Here is a 13,541-nt window from a genome sequence, read left to right as displayed (position 1 = left end):
CTGACCGAATGGCCAGATCGTTGCGGCCGGTCGGCGGTTGGCTCACAGAAAAGTGGGCGGCCGGCCCCCGGGCCGTCACGACCGCTGTCGATGACGGGAGGGCCGGCCGGCGTGGTCGGTCAGTTTCCGGTGCCGTCCTTCTTCTGGTTGGCCTCGACCCAGGCCGTCATGGTGTCGGCCGACATCGCCTTGTACATGGCCAGCGCCTTCTCCTTGTCCGACACCACCACCGACTCGCCGTTGATGGTCTGGCTGCCGACGTGCGGGCTGGTCACGAAGGTCAGGTTCTCGCCGCGCAGGTTGCGGAACTGGACCCCCATGTCGACGAGCGAGAAGTCCTGGTCGACGGTGACCGCGGCGGTGACCGACTTGAGGAAGTCGTTCAGCTTCTTCGGGTTGGTCAACGTGCCCGTGCTGGCCGCCTTGTCCATCAGGGCGCGAAGGAACTCCTGCTGGTGGCGCATCCGGGCGAAGTCGCCGTCCGGGAACTGCTTGCGCTGCCGGATCCAGTCCAGCGCCTCGGCGCCGTCCATGTGGTTGGTGCCCTTGGTGAACGTCCGGTACGGCTTGTGGATCGAGGTGACGGTCCGTTCCACCTTCAGGTCGACGCCGCCGAGGGCGTCGGTCACCTGCTTGAAGCCGGCGAAGTCGATCGCCATGACGTTGTCGAGCCGCACGTCGGTGAAGCACTCCACCGTCCGGACGGCCAGCGGCAACCCACCGAAGGCGAAGGCGGCGTTGATCTTCCCCCGCTGCCCGGAGCCGCAGTCCGCGTTGGCGCTCTCCGGGATGGGCACATAGAGGTCGCGGGGGATGGAGACCAGGTAGGCCCGCTGGTGGTCGGCCGGAATGTGCATCACGATGATCGTGTCGGCCCGCCACTTGCTGGACTTGTCCACCGGGGCGTCCGGGTCCCGGGAGTCGCTGCCGACCAGCAGGATGTTCAGCGCGCCGTCCACCGCCTTGGCGGGGCGGCCCCCGGTGATCTCGGAGAACGGGTCGGTGCGCGCCAGGTCGTCGTTGAGGCCCCGGGCGTAGAACCAGGCGCCCGCGCCGCCGAGCAGCGCGAGCACCAGGACGGCCACGCCGGCCACCAGGGCGATCCGGCCCCACCGGGGGCGCGCGCCGCGCCGGCCCGGCCGGTCCGGTCCGCCGGGGCCGCCCGGCCCACCGGGGCCCTCGGGCCCGACGGGACCGCCCGGGCCGCCGGCCCGTGGCTCACCCGACGAGGGGGACCAGCGGGCCTCCGCCGGCCGGGCGCGTCCGGCGTCCCGGCCGGAGCCGGGCACCGAGGCACGCCCGGCGCTGCGGTGCAGGTTCGGGAGGGGAAGACCGACGGGCATGGTCGCTGACATGTAACTCAGGGTACGTAGGTGCGGCCACCATCGCCCTGTGGCGCCGCCGAGGGGCGGGACGCGGTGTTACACCATCCGCTCGCGGAAATACTCGATCGTGCGTCGGAGGCCGTCCTCGGGCAGCACCGTGGGCTCGTATCCGAGCAACTCGCGGGCGAGGGTCAGATCCGGGCGGCGCATCTCGGGGTCGTCGGCGCTGCGGGTGATGAACGTCACCTCGGAGCTGCTGCCGGCGAGCGACACGATCGTCTCGGCAAGCTGCCGCATGCTCATCTCGTGCTCGGTGCCGCAGTTGATCGGCCCCGTCTCGCGGGAGTCGAGCAGCAGCAGGATGCCGCGCACCAGGTCGGAGACGTAGCAGATCGAGCGGGTCTGGTTGCCGGTGCCGTGCACGGTGATCGGCTCGTCCCGCAGCGCCTGGGAGATGAACGTCGGGATGGCCCGGCCGTCGTCGGGGCGCATCCGCGGGCCGTACGTGTTGAAGATCCGGACGATGGCCGTGTCCAGCCCCCGGCTGCGGTGGTAGGCCATGGTGGCCGCCTCGGAGAAGCGCTTCGCCTCGTCGTAGACGCTGCGGATGCCGATCGGGTTGACGTTGCCCCAGTACGACTCGCGCTGCGGGTGCTCCTTCGGGTCCCCGTACGCCTCCGAGGTGGAGGCCATCAGGAACCGGGCGCCGTCCGCCACCGCGCGCTCCAGCAGGTGCAGGGTGCCCGCCGAGCCGACGCGGAGGATCTCCACCGGGAGCTTCTCGAAGTCCGTCGGGCTGGCCGGGGAGGCCATGTGCAGGATGGCGTCGAACCGGTCGGCCAGCGCGGGGTCACCGGCCGGCAGGCCGTCGGAGATGTCGGCCTCGACCAGGCTGAACCTTGGCTCGTCCTCAAGGTGGGCGACGTTCTCCTTCGACCCGGTGACGAAGTTGTCGAGCGCGACCACCGTGCAGCCGCGGGCGATCAGGGCGTCCACCAGGTGCGACGGTACGAAGCCGGCGCCGCCCGTGACGAGGATGCGGTGACCGGGTCCGAAGCGGGCATCAGCGTTCATGCCGGTCAGCCTACCCACTGCCCCGGGTCGCCTCCGGCACGGAAGGGGCCCCCGTCGACGAGGGCCCCTTCCGTCACCTGTCGGGTCGTCAGTGTGCGCCGGCACCGGTGACGGCGCGCACCTCCAGTTCCGCGTACTTCTCCTCGTCGTGCTCCTTGGAGATCACGGTGCCGATCCAGCCGCACAGGAAACCGAACGGGATGGACAGCAGCCCCGGGTTGGACAGCGGGAACCACTGCCAGTCCTGCCCGGGGAACATCGCCGTGGGTGCCCCGGAGACCACCGGCGAGAAGAAGACCAGCAGTACGGCGGCGAGCAGGCCGCCGTAGATGGCCCACACCGCTCCCGAGGTGTTGAACCGCCGCCAGAACAGGCTGTAGAGGATCGCCGGCAGGTTGCCCGAGGCGGCGACCGCGAAGGCCAGCGCCACCAGGAAGGCCACGTTCAGGTTCTGCGCGTAGATCGACAGCAGGATCGAGACCGCTCCGATCACCAGGGCGGAGATCCGGGCGACCCTGACCTCCTGCCGCTCGGACGCCTGGCCCTTCTTGATCACGTTGGCGTAGAAGTCGTGCGCCAGGCTGGACGAGGAGGCGAGGGTCAGGCCGGCCACCACGGCCAGGATCGTGGCGAAGGCGACCGCCGCGATGATCGCGAGCAGGGCGGCACCGCCGAGCTCACCACCGAGGAAGTCGATGCCGAGCGCCTCGGCGAGCTGTGGCGCGGCCGTGTTGCCGGCCTTGTCCTGCGCGATGATCGCCTCGCTGCCGACCAGCGCCGCGGCACCGAAGCCGAGGGCCAGCGTGAGCAGATAGAAGGTGCCGATGATGCCGATCGCCCAGAGCACGCTCTTGCGGGCCGTCTTCGCCGTCGGGACGGTGTAGAAGCGGATCAGGATGTGCGGCAGGCCGGCGGTGCCGAGCACCAGCGCGATACCGAGCGAGAGCAGGTCCATCTTGTTGTAGAAGGTCTGCGTCGCGTCGCCGGCGACCTCGACCCCGTAGCGCAACCCTGGTCCGAGGAGCCCGTCGCCCTTGCCGGAGGAGGCCGCGGCGGCACCGAGCAGCTCCGACAGGTTGAAGTTGTACTTCGCCAGCACGAGCACCGTCATGATCGTCGCGCCGCCCATGAGCAGGAACGCCTTGACGATCTGCACGTAGGTGGTGCCCTTCATGCCGCCCACCGTGACGTAGACGATCATCAGGGCGCCGACCATGATGATGGTGGCGATCTTGGCGGTGTCCGCGTCCATACCGAGGAACGTGGTGCCCGGCTTGATACCGAGCAGCAGGGCGACCAGTGCGCCCGCGCCGACCATCTGCGCCAACAGGTAGAAGATCGACACCGTGATGGTGGAGACGGCGGCGGCGGTCCGCACCGGACGCTGGCGCATCCGGAAGGCCAGCACGTCGGCCATCGTGTACCGGCCGGAGTTGCGCAGCAGTTCCGCGACCAGCAGCAGTGCCACCAGCCAGGCGACCAGGAAGCCGATCGAATACAGGAAGCCGTCGTAGCCGTAGAGGGCGATCATGCCGGCGATGCCGAGGAACGAGGCGGCCGACATGTAGTCGCCGCCGATGGCCATGCCGTTCTGGAAGCCGGAGAAGGACCGGCCGCCGGCGTAGAAGTCGGTGGCGGTCTTGGTCTGCCGGCTGGCCCAGATGGTGATGGCCAGGGTCACCGCCACGAAGACCAGGAAGAGCGTGATGGTCAGGTTGCGGGCGGTGGTGCTGCCCGCCTCAGCCGCGAGGACCGTGTTCATGGCTCACCTCCCCCATCTCGGCGCGGATCCGGTCGGCGACCGGGTCGATCTTGCGGTCGGCGAACCGGGCGTAGAGCCAGGCGATCAGGAAGGTGGAGACGAACTGGAGCAGGCCGAAGACGAGCGCGACGTTGATGTTGCTGTCGAAGAGCTTCGTGCCCATGAAGTCCCGCGCGTACGCGCACAGGATCACGTAGAGCGCGTACCACAGGAAGAACGCGACGGTCATGGGGAAGACGAAGCCGCGCAGCGTACGCCGCAACCCGGCGAACTCGTCCGACCGTTGTACGGCGAGGTACCGCTCCGCCGTCGAGGCGGAGGGGGCGGACGGAGGTGTGTCCGTGGACATTATGTGGATCACCACCTTCACAGGCGTAGGGAGTTTTGCGCACGGTAGGAAGCGCGCTCCCCGCCGGGGAAGAGCAGGATCGACGCCGGTCGCCGGCTGCGCCGAACGGCATGATGGCTGCGCCGAGTGACCCAGCTCACTCCGCTGAACGGTCGCGCGGCTCGGGTTCGCCACCGCTCCGCCCCGCCGCACGGCGGACGCGTGCGGTCACCGCTCGGTCGCCGCTTCGGCGCGGCGGTCGCCGATCCTCAGGTCAGCTCGCGGTACCGGCCCCGGTAGTGCAGCAGCGGGTCCGTCTCGCCAGCCAGCTCGACGGCCTCGATGGTGGCCTCCACCAGCAGACCCCACCCGTACTCGCGGGCGGTGTCGAGCCGGCACCCCGCCCAGCCGCCGGCGTCGGCGGGCACCGGACCGTAGGGGGTGTCGGTCCACGTTCCCCCCGCGAACAGGCCACCGGGGGACGGGAAGAGGCCCGCGAAGCGGTCGGCGAGTTGCCGGTGCGCGGGGTTCAGCGGCGTCACGGCGAACCGTCCGGCGGACTCGACGGCCGCCCACAGGTCGGACTCCGGGTCGACCAGGCCGAGCAGCCGGTCCGGCTCGCCCTCCGCGACCAGCGTGGACGACACCGTGAGACCCGCCGGTTCGGGCGCCGTCCAGAGCGTCACCGGCGACGCCAGCCGACCCCGCAACCGGCGTACGGGGGAACGCTGGTCGGCGGGCACGGCGAACGGGTCGATGTGGTGGATCTCTGCACCCGGCTCTTGATTCACGTGAAACATTGTGCCGCCCATCCCGCCCCGCCGGGCGGGTACCGCAGCGCGGCGGTCCACCCACTCGGACCCGTGCGGCTCGCCCCCGTGTGGTTCCGCCCTGTGCGGTTCGGCCGCGTGCGGTCCGGCGTCGGGAACTCGGGCGCGGGCCCAGCCGAGGAAGCGGTCATGCAGGCCGGTCGGCGTGGCGTGCCCGTTGAGCTGGGCGAGCTGGCCGGCCGCCTCGGTCATCAACGTGCCGAGGTGGACCAGTAGGGACGAGCGGTCCGCCCGGTACTCCGCGAGCAACGCGAGCCGGGCCGGCTGGCACGGCCAGTGCGCGCCGCAGGCCCGGCACCGCCAGAGCGGTCTCATCGGCACGTGCGGAACGAACCTGCTCACCGTCTCGCCCCCGCACGCCCTGCGGTCCCGTCGCGCGAGATCTTGGAAGATTTCGGCCCCTCCAGGGGCCATTTCTTTCCAAGATCTATCCAGCAGGCCGGCCCGCGATCAGGCCCGCGATCAGGCCCGCGATCAGGCCCGCGATCAGGCCCGCGATCAGGCCCGCGATCAGGCCCGCGATCAGGCCCGCGATCAGGCCCGCGATCAGGCCCGCGATCAGGCCCGCGATCAGGCCCGCGATCAGGGCCGGGACCTGGGCCGGGACCTGGGCCGGGGCTCGGGTCGGGGTGCGGGGGGTTGGGCATGGTGGCCTCCTTGGCGTTGGGGGCCGCCCCGGTCGGGGGTTGACCCGGCCGGGGGGAGTGACCGGGGTGGGGGAACCGACCGGGGCGGCCCGACGCAGGACCGGCCGCCGGGTCGTCGCCTCCACCGGCCGGGCCGCGCACCTCCACCCTGGACTCGCCGGCTGGGAGGCGGGAGGATGCCAGCGGTTACTACGTATCGTGTTCGCATACTTACCGGATAGGTGGGCGATGAACTTCGACATGTGGATCCGGGCGCTGAAGGCCGCCCGCGCCGGGGCGGACGTCTCCCAGGAGGGTCTTGCCGCGCTGGTCAAGTGGAGCCCGTCGCTGATCGCCGCCATCGAGACCGGTCGTCGCCGCCCGACGATGGAGTTCGCCGTGGCCGCCGACGAGGCCCTGAACACCGGTGGGCTCCTCGCCGAGCTGCTCAAGGAGGCCGATCGGGAACGGGGTCCCTCCTGGTTCGTGCCCTGGCGGGGTTACGAGCAGGAGGCGACCCGGTTGCGCGCCTTCGAGCCCTGCCTGGTGCCGGGTCTGCTCCAGACCGAGCAGTACGCGCGGGCGGTCATCTCCGCCGGTGGGTTGCATCCGCCGGCGATGGTGGACGAGTTGGTCTCGATGCGGCTGGAGCGTCAGGAGCTGCTGCACCGGGCAGTTCCACCGCAGACGGTCTTCCTGCTCGACGAGACGGCGGTGCGTCGCCCGGTCGGCGGTCCGGCGGTGCTCGACGCGCAGCTCGGGCGGCTGCTGGAGGCGGCCGAGTTTCCGCATGTCCGGCTGCACGTCGTTCCGCTCGGCGTCGGGCAGCACGTCGGCCTCGGTGGCGGCTTCGTGCTGGTCGAGTTGGCGGACGGCGAGCGGGCGGTCTACCTGGAGAACGCCGCCCGAGGCCACGTGATGAACGACCCCGAGATGGTGGGCTTGATCGATCGGAAGTGGGATAGCGTGCTCGGCGAGGCGCTGTCCACGACCGCCTCGCTGGATCTGATCCGAAAGCTGAAGGTGACGCCATGACCGCTGCCCAGCCCCGTTGGCGCACGTCGACCCGTTCGACCGACTCCGGCGGCAACTGCGTGGAGGTGGCCGACAATCTGCCGGGGTCCGTGCTGGTGCGCGACAGCAAGGACCGCTCCGGCCCGGCCCTCACGTTCGGCCCCGACGCCTGGCGGTCGTTCGTCGGGGTGCTCCGGTCCACCCGCAGCGGCTGACCGCAGCGCCGTAGGCCGGGAGGGCGCCTGGTGCGGCGAACGCCTGTGGAGCTGATGTCGTAAGCGACTCAGCCTCGCCCTTCCGGGGGGGCAATGCCGTCCCGGTCGAGCCCGACCCGCGAGGGTGGGCGTACCCCGGGGTGGTCAGTCGTCGGCGGCCAGCGACCGGCGGGCGGCGGCCAGCACCTCCGGGTCGGCGCAGCCGGCGGCGTACCCGGCGATGCGGCGGCGGATGTCGCGGCCGAGCAGCCAGACGCCGACCCGATCCGCGAGCGGGCGGAGGAACGCCGGGCGGCAGCGGAAGCTGTACCGCCAGGTGGCGACCGCGTGGCCGGGCTCCGGGGCGGGCGCGAACCGCCAGCCGCCGGCGAACATCTCGAAGAACCAGGGCCCGCGCACCATCTTCATGCCGACGTGGGTCGGCGGCGCCCAGGAGACGTACTCACTGACCATCACCAGGCCGTGGCGGGAGCGGGTGAAGGTGCGTACCCCCTTGCCGGGCCGGGTCGCCCCGTCGGTGAAGTGCTGTTCCCGGACGAACGGGTCCCACCGGTAGCGCACTGGCGCGGTGGTCTGGGAGACCGCGAAGGCCAGCTCGGGCGGGACCGGCACGGTCGCAATCGCTTCGACGACAGGCATCCGGCCATTGTGCCGCCGCCCGGCAAGGGCCTGTCGCGGCGGAACCAGGCAACCCCGGAGGTTGCGGGCGGGACACCGCCCTCAGCGGCGCGGGGTCACCGTCGCGAGCAGCTCCGGCATCCGGCGGTCCAGCACGTCGCCGGCCAGGTACGCGCCGAGCAGCGCCGCCCCCAGGCCGTACGCCGTCCCGACCGGCAGGGCTAGCCAGAGCCACGCGTCGCCGAGCAGGGCGGCAGCCAGCACCATCGGCACCGCCGCCACCACGGTGGCGAGCATCGCCAGCAGGGTCAGGAAGCTCTTCGCGATCCCGGCGCCGCTGTTCAACGCGAACGGGTTGCTCGTCTCCGGCAGCGAGTATGCCCCGAGCACCGAGACGAAGCAGTTCACCGCCAGCCCCGCGCCGTAGGTGGCGAACAGGGTGCCCGCCATCAGCCCGATCCAGCCGGGTTCGCCGAGGACCGCCCCGACGATCACGGAGATCACCGCCAGCAACGGCAGCAGGTAGATCGAGAACGCGGCCATCCGGGCGCGCAGCTCCTGCTGGCCGGGCACGCCCGCGACCACGTTCGCCGCGTACGCGCTGCCGTCGAAGCCGAACTGGTTGGCCAGGGTGACGGCGGCGAGCAGGCCGACGAAGAGCATCGACAGGCTGGCCAGCCCCGGCGACGAGTCGGCGCTCGCCGTGAACCCCTGCGCGCCGTCGACGGTGAAGCCCGAGCCGCCCAGGTTGACCATGACCGGCACGAAGAGACCGACGACCGCGACGGTGATCAGGTTGGCGCGGCGGCGGGCGTCCCGCCACCAGTACCGGGCCTCCCGGGCGACGAGGGCGCCGAAGCGGTCCCGCCGGGCCCAGCCGACGGCCCTCGGGAAGAGTTGGGCGACCGCGCCGCCGGTCACGCCGCGCGGGGCGCGGGCCGGGCCGGCACTGGCCGCGCCCACCATCGCGGATTCGAGGGAACGGGACCACCAGGCCAGTAGCGCGACGATCGTCACCACCGTGATCAGCAGCTTCACCGGCGCGGCCCAGAGCCGGCCCTCGGCCACGTCGATGCCGGCCGTCCAGGGCGCGCCGAACGGGGTCCAGCCCACCACCTCGGCCACCCCGTCGAGCCGGTCCCAGTCGGCGTCGCCGAGGGCGGCGACACCCAGGAGCTGCAACGGCCCGATCAGCGCGGCGAGCACGGCGAGCAGCACGGCGGCCAGGTCCCGGACCCGGCGGGAGCGCAGCGCGGTGGCGAACGCGCTGGTGACCGCCCGGGCCGCCGCGACGCAGAGCAGCAGCCCGGCGACCACCCCGACGACGGCGACCGCGGCGGCCGACCAGCCACCCAACGCCCCGGCGGTGACCACCAGCCCGGACAGGGCCAGCAGCACAGAGATCGTGGGGACGCTGACGAGCGCGGCGGCGAACAGCCCGGTGACGAGCGTGCGGCGGGGCAGCGGCAGCAACGCGAAGCGGGCCGGATCCAGTGTCTCGTCCACCCCGAAGAAGACCAGCGGCAGCAGCAGCCAACCGAGCACCGTCAGGCCACCGCCGAGGGCGGCGACCATCAGCGCGTACCGGTTCCCGTCGACCAGGCCGGGCGCGGCGAAGAGGAAGAAGCCGACGCCGGCCAACCAGAGCCCCGCCACCACGCCGCCCACGAAGAGCGCGACCCGCCAGCCCTGCCCCCGGAAGTTGTTGCCCATCACCCGCAGCTTGAGGCGGACGAAGTGCCGGGCGGAGACCCGCCGGGCGGGGGTTTCCGGCCCGCTCACCGTGACAGCCACGCCAGCTCCTCGCCTGTCGCCGTCCGGCCGCCGACCACCTCGACGAAGACCTGCTCCAACGAACGGCCGCCGCGCACCTCGTCGATGGGGCCGACCCGCTTGATGGTGCCCGCCGCCAGGATCGCCACGTGGGAGCAGAGCCGCTCGACGACCTCCATGACGTGACTGGAGAAGACGACGGTGCCGCCCCCGATCACGTACCGGTGCAGGATGTCCCGGATCAGCGCGGCCGAGACCGGGTCCACCGCCTCGAAGGGCTCGTCCAGCACCAGCAGCCGGGGCCCGTGCAGCAGCGCGCAGGCCAGGCCGATCTTCTTCTTCATGCCCGCCGAGTAGTCGACCACCAGGGTCCGGCCCGCGTCGCCGAGCGCGAGCACGTCCAGCAGCTCCGCCGCCCGCTGGTCGACCACCGCCGGGTCCATCCCCCGCAGCAGACCGTGGTACGCGAGCAGTTCCGCGCCGCTGAGCCGGTCGAAGAGCCGTACGCCGTCGGGCATCACGCCGAGGAGCTGCTTCGCGCGTACCGGGTCGGCCCAGACGTCGTGCCCGAGCACCCCGGCGCTGCCGGCGTCCGGCCGGAGCAGCCCGACCGCCATCGACAGGGTGGTGGTCTTCCCCGCGCCGTTCGGGCCGAGCAGGCCGTAGAAGGAACCGGCCGGCACGTCAAGATCGACACCGGCCACGGCGACCTTGCCGTCGAACTGTTTCGCCAGGCCACGCAGGGAGAGAGCCGGGTGCTCAGCAGTCATGCGTCGACCGTATCCGGCCGAGGCCAGCAACCGCTCCGGCCGGGGGATGATCCCCGGTCATCCCCGAGACGTACCCGGATGGCGTCGCGCCGTCGGCCGCCAGCCGCCGGCACGGGCGTCCGCTGCAACCCGTCGTCCCGCTGCGGGGTGATAGACGCAGGACCACAACGGGGAGAGACTCTTGGCAGCGGACGACGGGTTTGAGGAGTTCTACCGCACCACCCGGCATCGAGTCGTCACCGTGCTCTACGCACTCGGTGGTGACCCGTTCGAAGCGCAGGACGCGGCGCAGGAGGCGTACGCGCGGGCCTGGCAGCGCTGGCGGACAGTCAGCGGATACGGCGATCCCGAGGCCTGGGTCCGCACTGTGGGCTACCGGCTTCTCGTCAACCGGTGGCGCAAGATCCGCAACGGGATCACCGCCTACCGCCGGCACGGCCCGGTAGCCGCGGTCGATCCGCCTTCGGAGAACACGGTCGCCCTGGTGGCGGCACTACGGCAACTGCCAGCGGAACAACGCGAGGCGATCGTCCTGCACCACCTGGCCGACCTTTCGGTCGCCGAGGTCGCGACGCAGACGGCCACCCCCACCGGCACCGTGAAGGCCCGCCTCGCCCGGGGCCGCAAGGCCCTCGCCACCCTGCTCGACACCAACCTCCCGGAGGAGGTAACCAATGCCTGACCAGCCCTTCGCCGAGCTGTACCGCGACACCGAGGACCTGACCTGGGCGTCGATCGAGCACGTCCGCCGACGTGGCCGGCAACGCACCCGGCGTACCCGGGCCGCGGCGGCCCTGTCGACCGTCGTGGCCGTGGCCGTGGTCGCGGCCGGCGCGGCGGTCCTCGCCGACAACCGGGACGCGGCCCCGCCCCTTCCGCCCGCAACCAACTCGCCGGCCCCGACCCTGCCGGCCACCCCGACGCCGACGACCCCGACCCCGACGACGCCGACGCCGGGCGTGACACCCTCCAAGGCCGCGCCGTCCCGGACCAACAGCAGCCCCGGGCCGACCAGCGTGGAGATTCCCTCGGCCGCCATGCTCAGGGTGGCGGATCTGCCCGACGGGTTCCGTTCGGTGCCCTGGGTCGAGGGCGAGGGCGACTGGTCCCTGGCCGCCGCCGCCTCCGCACTGTGTCGCAACCAGTCGCCGCGGTTTTGGATGCGGGACAAGGCCGAACGGGGGCGAACTTTCTCCGCGGGCCGCGAAGAACAGCTCGTCGAACGGGTCAGGCGCTATGAGCTGGCCGACGCGAAGGCGGTGATGGACTGGGCGCGCCGGCTCGTGACCGGCTGTCAGCCGACGGGCGGGGAATACAAGTTCTCGTTCGTCGACACCGGGTTCGCCGGGGACGAGTCACTGCTGGCCGTCGCGGTCGGCGACGACACGCCGAGCCAGTCGATCATCCTCCGGCGGGGCAACCTGGTGGCGGAGATCTGGCTGAAGGGCGGGGAGGGCCCGGACGAGGCGCGGCGGATCGCGCAACAGGCGGCCGAGCGCCTCTGCGTCGGCACCGACGCCTGCTGACCCGTCGGGCGTCGCGCCGTCGGCGGGGGCGGACAGCGCCTACAGCCGCAACGCCTCCGGGGCGTGCAGGCGGAGCATGGTGGCCCCGACGTCGGCCGGCGCCCGGCGGCGGGTCGCCATCGAGACCGCCACCATCACGGTGAAGGCGAGCGGCACCGTCCAGGCGGCCGGCTGCGCGGTGAGCGTGGCCGGCCAGCCGGACAGCGGCGGGCCGAGCACCGTGACGAGCACCGCCCCGACCGCCGCGCCGCCGCCGACCAGGATCCCGGCGGCGGCGCCGAGGTCGGTCAGGCCCCGCCACCAGATGCCGAGCACCAGCAGGGGGCAGAAGCTGGACGCGGCGACCGCGAAGGCCAGCCCGACGACCTGCGACACGTCCAGCCCGGCCAGGTTGAGCGCGAGAATCGCCGGGACGGTGCCGCCGAGCACCGTGGCGAGCCGGAAGCCGCGTACCGAGCCCTGCCCGAGCACGTCCGTCGAGATGACCCCCGCGACGCTGGTGAGCAGCCCCGACGAGGTGGAGAGGAAGGCCGCGAACGCGCCGGCCGCGACCAGCGCGGCGAGCAGCCGGCCGGTGGTGCCGTCGCCGAGCGCGGCACCGGGCAGCAGCACCACCACCGCGTCCGTCTGCCCGGTGACGAGAAGCTGCGGCGTGTAGATCCGCCCGAGCACCCCGTAGACGGTGGGCAGCAGGTAGAACGCGCCGACGAGGGCGAGCACCACAAGGGTCGTGCGGCGGGCGGCGGCACCGTCGGGGTTGGTGTAGAACCGGACCAGCACGTGCGGCAACCCCATGGTGCCGAGGAACGTCGCCAGGATCAGCGAGTACGTCGCGAACAGCCCCCGGTCGTCGTCCCCGGCGGTGCTCGGCAGCAGCCAGTCGGCGGCGTCGGTGGCCACCCCGGCCACCTGCGGCACCGGGTCACCGGCCGCGAACGACAGCTCGTCGCCGGGGCGTACCTCCCGGGTCTGGCCGTCGGGGAGGGTGAGGGTCGCGCGGTGCTCGACCACGACGGTGGTCGCGGTCCGGAACGCCGGCCCGTCGGGCGGGGTCACCGCCGGCCGGGCGTCGGCCTGCCACTGCAACGCCAGGAAGATCGCCGGTACGGCCAGCGCGGTCAGCTTCAGCCAGTACTGGAAGGCCTGCACGAAGGTGATCGCCCGCATGCCGCCGAGCGCCACGTTCGCCGTGACCACTACGGCCACCAGCACGGCCCCCAGCGGGTACGGCGAGCCGGTCACCGTGGCCAGCGTCAGCCCCGCCCCCTGGAGCTGCGGCACCAGGTAGAGCCAGCCGATGAAGATCACGAAGACGGTGGCCAGGGTACGCAGCCGCCGCGACCCGAGCCGCAGCTCGCAGAAGTCCGGCAGGGTGAACGCCCCGGAGCGACGCAGTGGCGCGGCCACGAAGAGCAGCAGGGCGAGGTAGCCGGCGGCGAAGCCGACGGGATACCAGAGCACGTCGACGCCGTACTTGAGGATCAGCCCGGCGACCCCGAGGAAGCTCGCCGCCGACAGGTACTCCCCGCCGATCGCGGCGGCGTTCCAGGTCGGGCTGATGGCCCGCGAGGCGACCAGGAAGTCGGAGGTGGTCCGCGCCAACCGCAGCCCGTAGAAGCCGATGCCGACGGTGACCAGGGTGACCGCCACGATCGCCGGTACGACGAAGCCGTTGCCCAC

At 72.2% G+C, this 13,541-nt stretch carries 13 protein-coding genes; 4 read left to right on the top strand and 9 right to left on the bottom strand.

Annotated elements, in window-relative coordinates:
* Positions 1 to 119: 119 nt before the first annotated feature.
* From ACQ452_RS28040 to ACQ452_RS28020, 5 genes are all read right to left on the bottom strand, one after another.
* Positions 120 to 1,355, bottom strand: coding sequence for an LCP family protein (locus ACQ452_RS28040; protein WP_433388768.1), 1,236 nt, complete (start codon positions 1,353 to 1,355; stop codon positions 120 to 122).
* Positions 1,356 to 1,421: 66 nt separating this feature from the next.
* The gene (locus ACQ452_RS28035) at positions 1,422 to 2,399 is read right to left on the bottom strand and encodes a UDP-glucuronic acid decarboxylase family protein (RefSeq protein ID WP_433388766.1); all 978 of its coding nucleotides are present in this window, start codon (positions 2,397 to 2,399) and stop codon (positions 1,422 to 1,424) included.
* Positions 2,400 to 2,487: 88 nt separating this feature from the next.
* Positions 2,488 to 4,161 carry a solute symporter family protein gene (locus tag ACQ452_RS28030; protein ID WP_433388764.1) on the bottom strand — a complete coding sequence of 558 codons (1,674 nt, stop codon included), beginning with the start codon at positions 4,159 to 4,161 and terminating at the stop codon, positions 2,488 to 2,490.
* Positions 4,139 to 4,510 (bottom strand): DUF485 domain-containing protein, encoded by a 372-nt coding sequence (locus ACQ452_RS28025; RefSeq protein ID WP_433388762.1) that lies wholly within the window; start codon positions 4,508 to 4,510, stop codon positions 4,139 to 4,141. The genes ACQ452_RS28030 and ACQ452_RS28025 overlap by 23 nt, the downstream gene beginning before the upstream one ends.
* Before the next feature lie 248 nt (positions 4,511 to 4,758).
* Positions 4,759 to 5,511 carry a flavin reductase family protein gene (locus ACQ452_RS28020; RefSeq protein WP_433394464.1) on the bottom strand — a complete coding sequence of 251 codons (753 nt, stop codon included), beginning with the start codon at positions 5,509 to 5,511 and terminating at the stop codon, positions 4,759 to 4,761.
* A gap of 683 nt (positions 5,512 to 6,194) precedes the next feature.
* On the opposite strand from ACQ452_RS28020, the gene ACQ452_RS28015 reads away from it, so the two are divergent.
* Complete coding sequence (locus ACQ452_RS28015; protein ID WP_433388760.1) at positions 6,195 to 6,980, top strand: helix-turn-helix domain-containing protein; 786 nt, start codon at positions 6,195 to 6,197, stop codon at positions 6,978 to 6,980.
* Entirely contained in the window at positions 6,977 to 7,174 is a 198-nt protein-coding gene (locus ACQ452_RS28010; protein ID WP_433388758.1) for a DUF397 domain-containing protein, read from the top strand. Before ACQ452_RS28015 ends, ACQ452_RS28010 begins: the two co-directional genes overlap by 4 nt.
* 144 nt (positions 7,175 to 7,318) lie before the next feature.
* Here ACQ452_RS28010 and ACQ452_RS28005 read toward each other — a convergent pair whose 3' ends face one another.
* The 3 genes from ACQ452_RS28005 to ACQ452_RS27995 all read right to left on the bottom strand — a co-directional run bounded on the left by ACQ452_RS28005 (position 7,319) and on the right by ACQ452_RS27995 (position 10,335).
* Positions 7,319 to 7,813, bottom strand: coding sequence for an SRPBCC family protein (locus tag ACQ452_RS28005; RefSeq protein WP_433388757.1), 495 nt, complete (start codon positions 7,811 to 7,813; stop codon positions 7,319 to 7,321).
* 81 nt (positions 7,814 to 7,894) lie between these two features.
* The gene (locus ACQ452_RS28000) at positions 7,895 to 9,586 is read right to left on the bottom strand and encodes an ABC transporter permease (RefSeq protein ID WP_433388755.1); all 1,692 of its coding nucleotides are present in this window, start codon (positions 9,584 to 9,586) and stop codon (positions 7,895 to 7,897) included.
* Complete coding sequence (locus tag ACQ452_RS27995; protein WP_433388753.1) at positions 9,571 to 10,335, bottom strand: ABC transporter ATP-binding protein; 765 nt, start codon at positions 10,333 to 10,335, stop codon at positions 9,571 to 9,573. The genes ACQ452_RS28000 and ACQ452_RS27995 overlap by 16 nt, the downstream gene beginning before the upstream one ends.
* A 181-nt stretch (positions 10,336 to 10,516) precedes the next feature.
* Between ACQ452_RS27995 and ACQ452_RS27990 the strand changes: the two genes are divergently transcribed.
* On the top strand, positions 10,517 to 11,017 hold the full coding sequence (locus tag ACQ452_RS27990) for a SigE family RNA polymerase sigma factor (protein ID WP_433388751.1): 501 nt from the start codon (positions 10,517 to 10,519) through the stop codon (positions 11,015 to 11,017).
* Positions 11,010 to 11,861, top strand: a complete 852-nt coding sequence (locus ACQ452_RS27985; protein ID WP_433388749.1) for a hypothetical protein — start codon at positions 11,010 to 11,012, stop codon at positions 11,859 to 11,861. The genes ACQ452_RS27990 and ACQ452_RS27985 overlap by 8 nt, the downstream gene beginning before the upstream one ends.
* A 39-nt stretch (positions 11,862 to 11,900) precedes the next feature.
* Here ACQ452_RS27985 and ACQ452_RS27980 read toward each other — a convergent pair whose 3' ends face one another.
* Positions 11,901 to 13,541, bottom strand: coding sequence for a cation acetate symporter (locus ACQ452_RS27980; protein ID WP_433388747.1), 1,641 nt, complete (start codon positions 13,539 to 13,541; stop codon positions 11,901 to 11,903).

This window comes from Micromonospora sp. KLBMP9576, assembly GCF_050941805.1.
In the GTDB taxonomy this organism is placed as follows: Bacteria; Actinomycetota; Actinomycetes; order Mycobacteriales; family Micromonosporaceae; genus Micromonospora.
This window is presented reverse-complemented; position numbering and strand designations above follow the sequence as displayed.

Excerpts from the sequence above, each read along its gene's own strand:
- ACQ452_RS27995 (WP_433388753.1), bottom strand. The coding sequence starts at position 10,335 with ATGACTGCTGAGCACCCGGCTCTCTCCCTGCGTGGCCTGGCGAAACAG.
- ACQ452_RS28025 (WP_433388762.1), bottom strand. The coding sequence starts at position 4,510 with ATGTCCACGGACACACCTCCGTCCGCCCCCTCCGCCTCGACGGCGGAG.
- ACQ452_RS28015 (WP_433388760.1), top strand. The coding sequence starts at position 6,195 with ATGAACTTCGACATGTGGATCCGGGCGCTGAAGGCCGCCCGCGCCGGG.
- ACQ452_RS28005 (WP_433388757.1), bottom strand. The coding sequence starts at position 7,813 with ATGCCTGTCGTCGAAGCGATTGCGACCGTGCCGGTCCCGCCCGAGCTG.
- ACQ452_RS28030 (WP_433388764.1), bottom strand. The coding sequence starts at position 4,161 with ATGAACACGGTCCTCGCGGCTGAGGCGGGCAGCACCACCGCCCGCAAC.
- ACQ452_RS28035 (WP_433388766.1), bottom strand. The coding sequence starts at position 2,399 with ATGAACGCTGATGCCCGCTTCGGACCCGGTCACCGCATCCTCGTCACG.
- ACQ452_RS28010 (WP_433388758.1), top strand. The coding sequence starts at position 6,977 with ATGACCGCTGCCCAGCCCCGTTGGCGCACGTCGACCCGTTCGACCGAC.
- ACQ452_RS28040 (WP_433388768.1), bottom strand. The coding sequence starts at position 1,355 with ATGTCAGCGACCATGCCCGTCGGTCTTCCCCTCCCGAACCTGCACCGC.
- ACQ452_RS28020 (WP_433394464.1), bottom strand. The coding sequence starts at position 5,511 with ATGACCGAGGCGGCCGGCCAGCTCGCCCAGCTCAACGGGCACGCCACG.
- ACQ452_RS27985 (WP_433388749.1), top strand. The coding sequence starts at position 11,010 with ATGCCTGACCAGCCCTTCGCCGAGCTGTACCGCGACACCGAGGACCTG.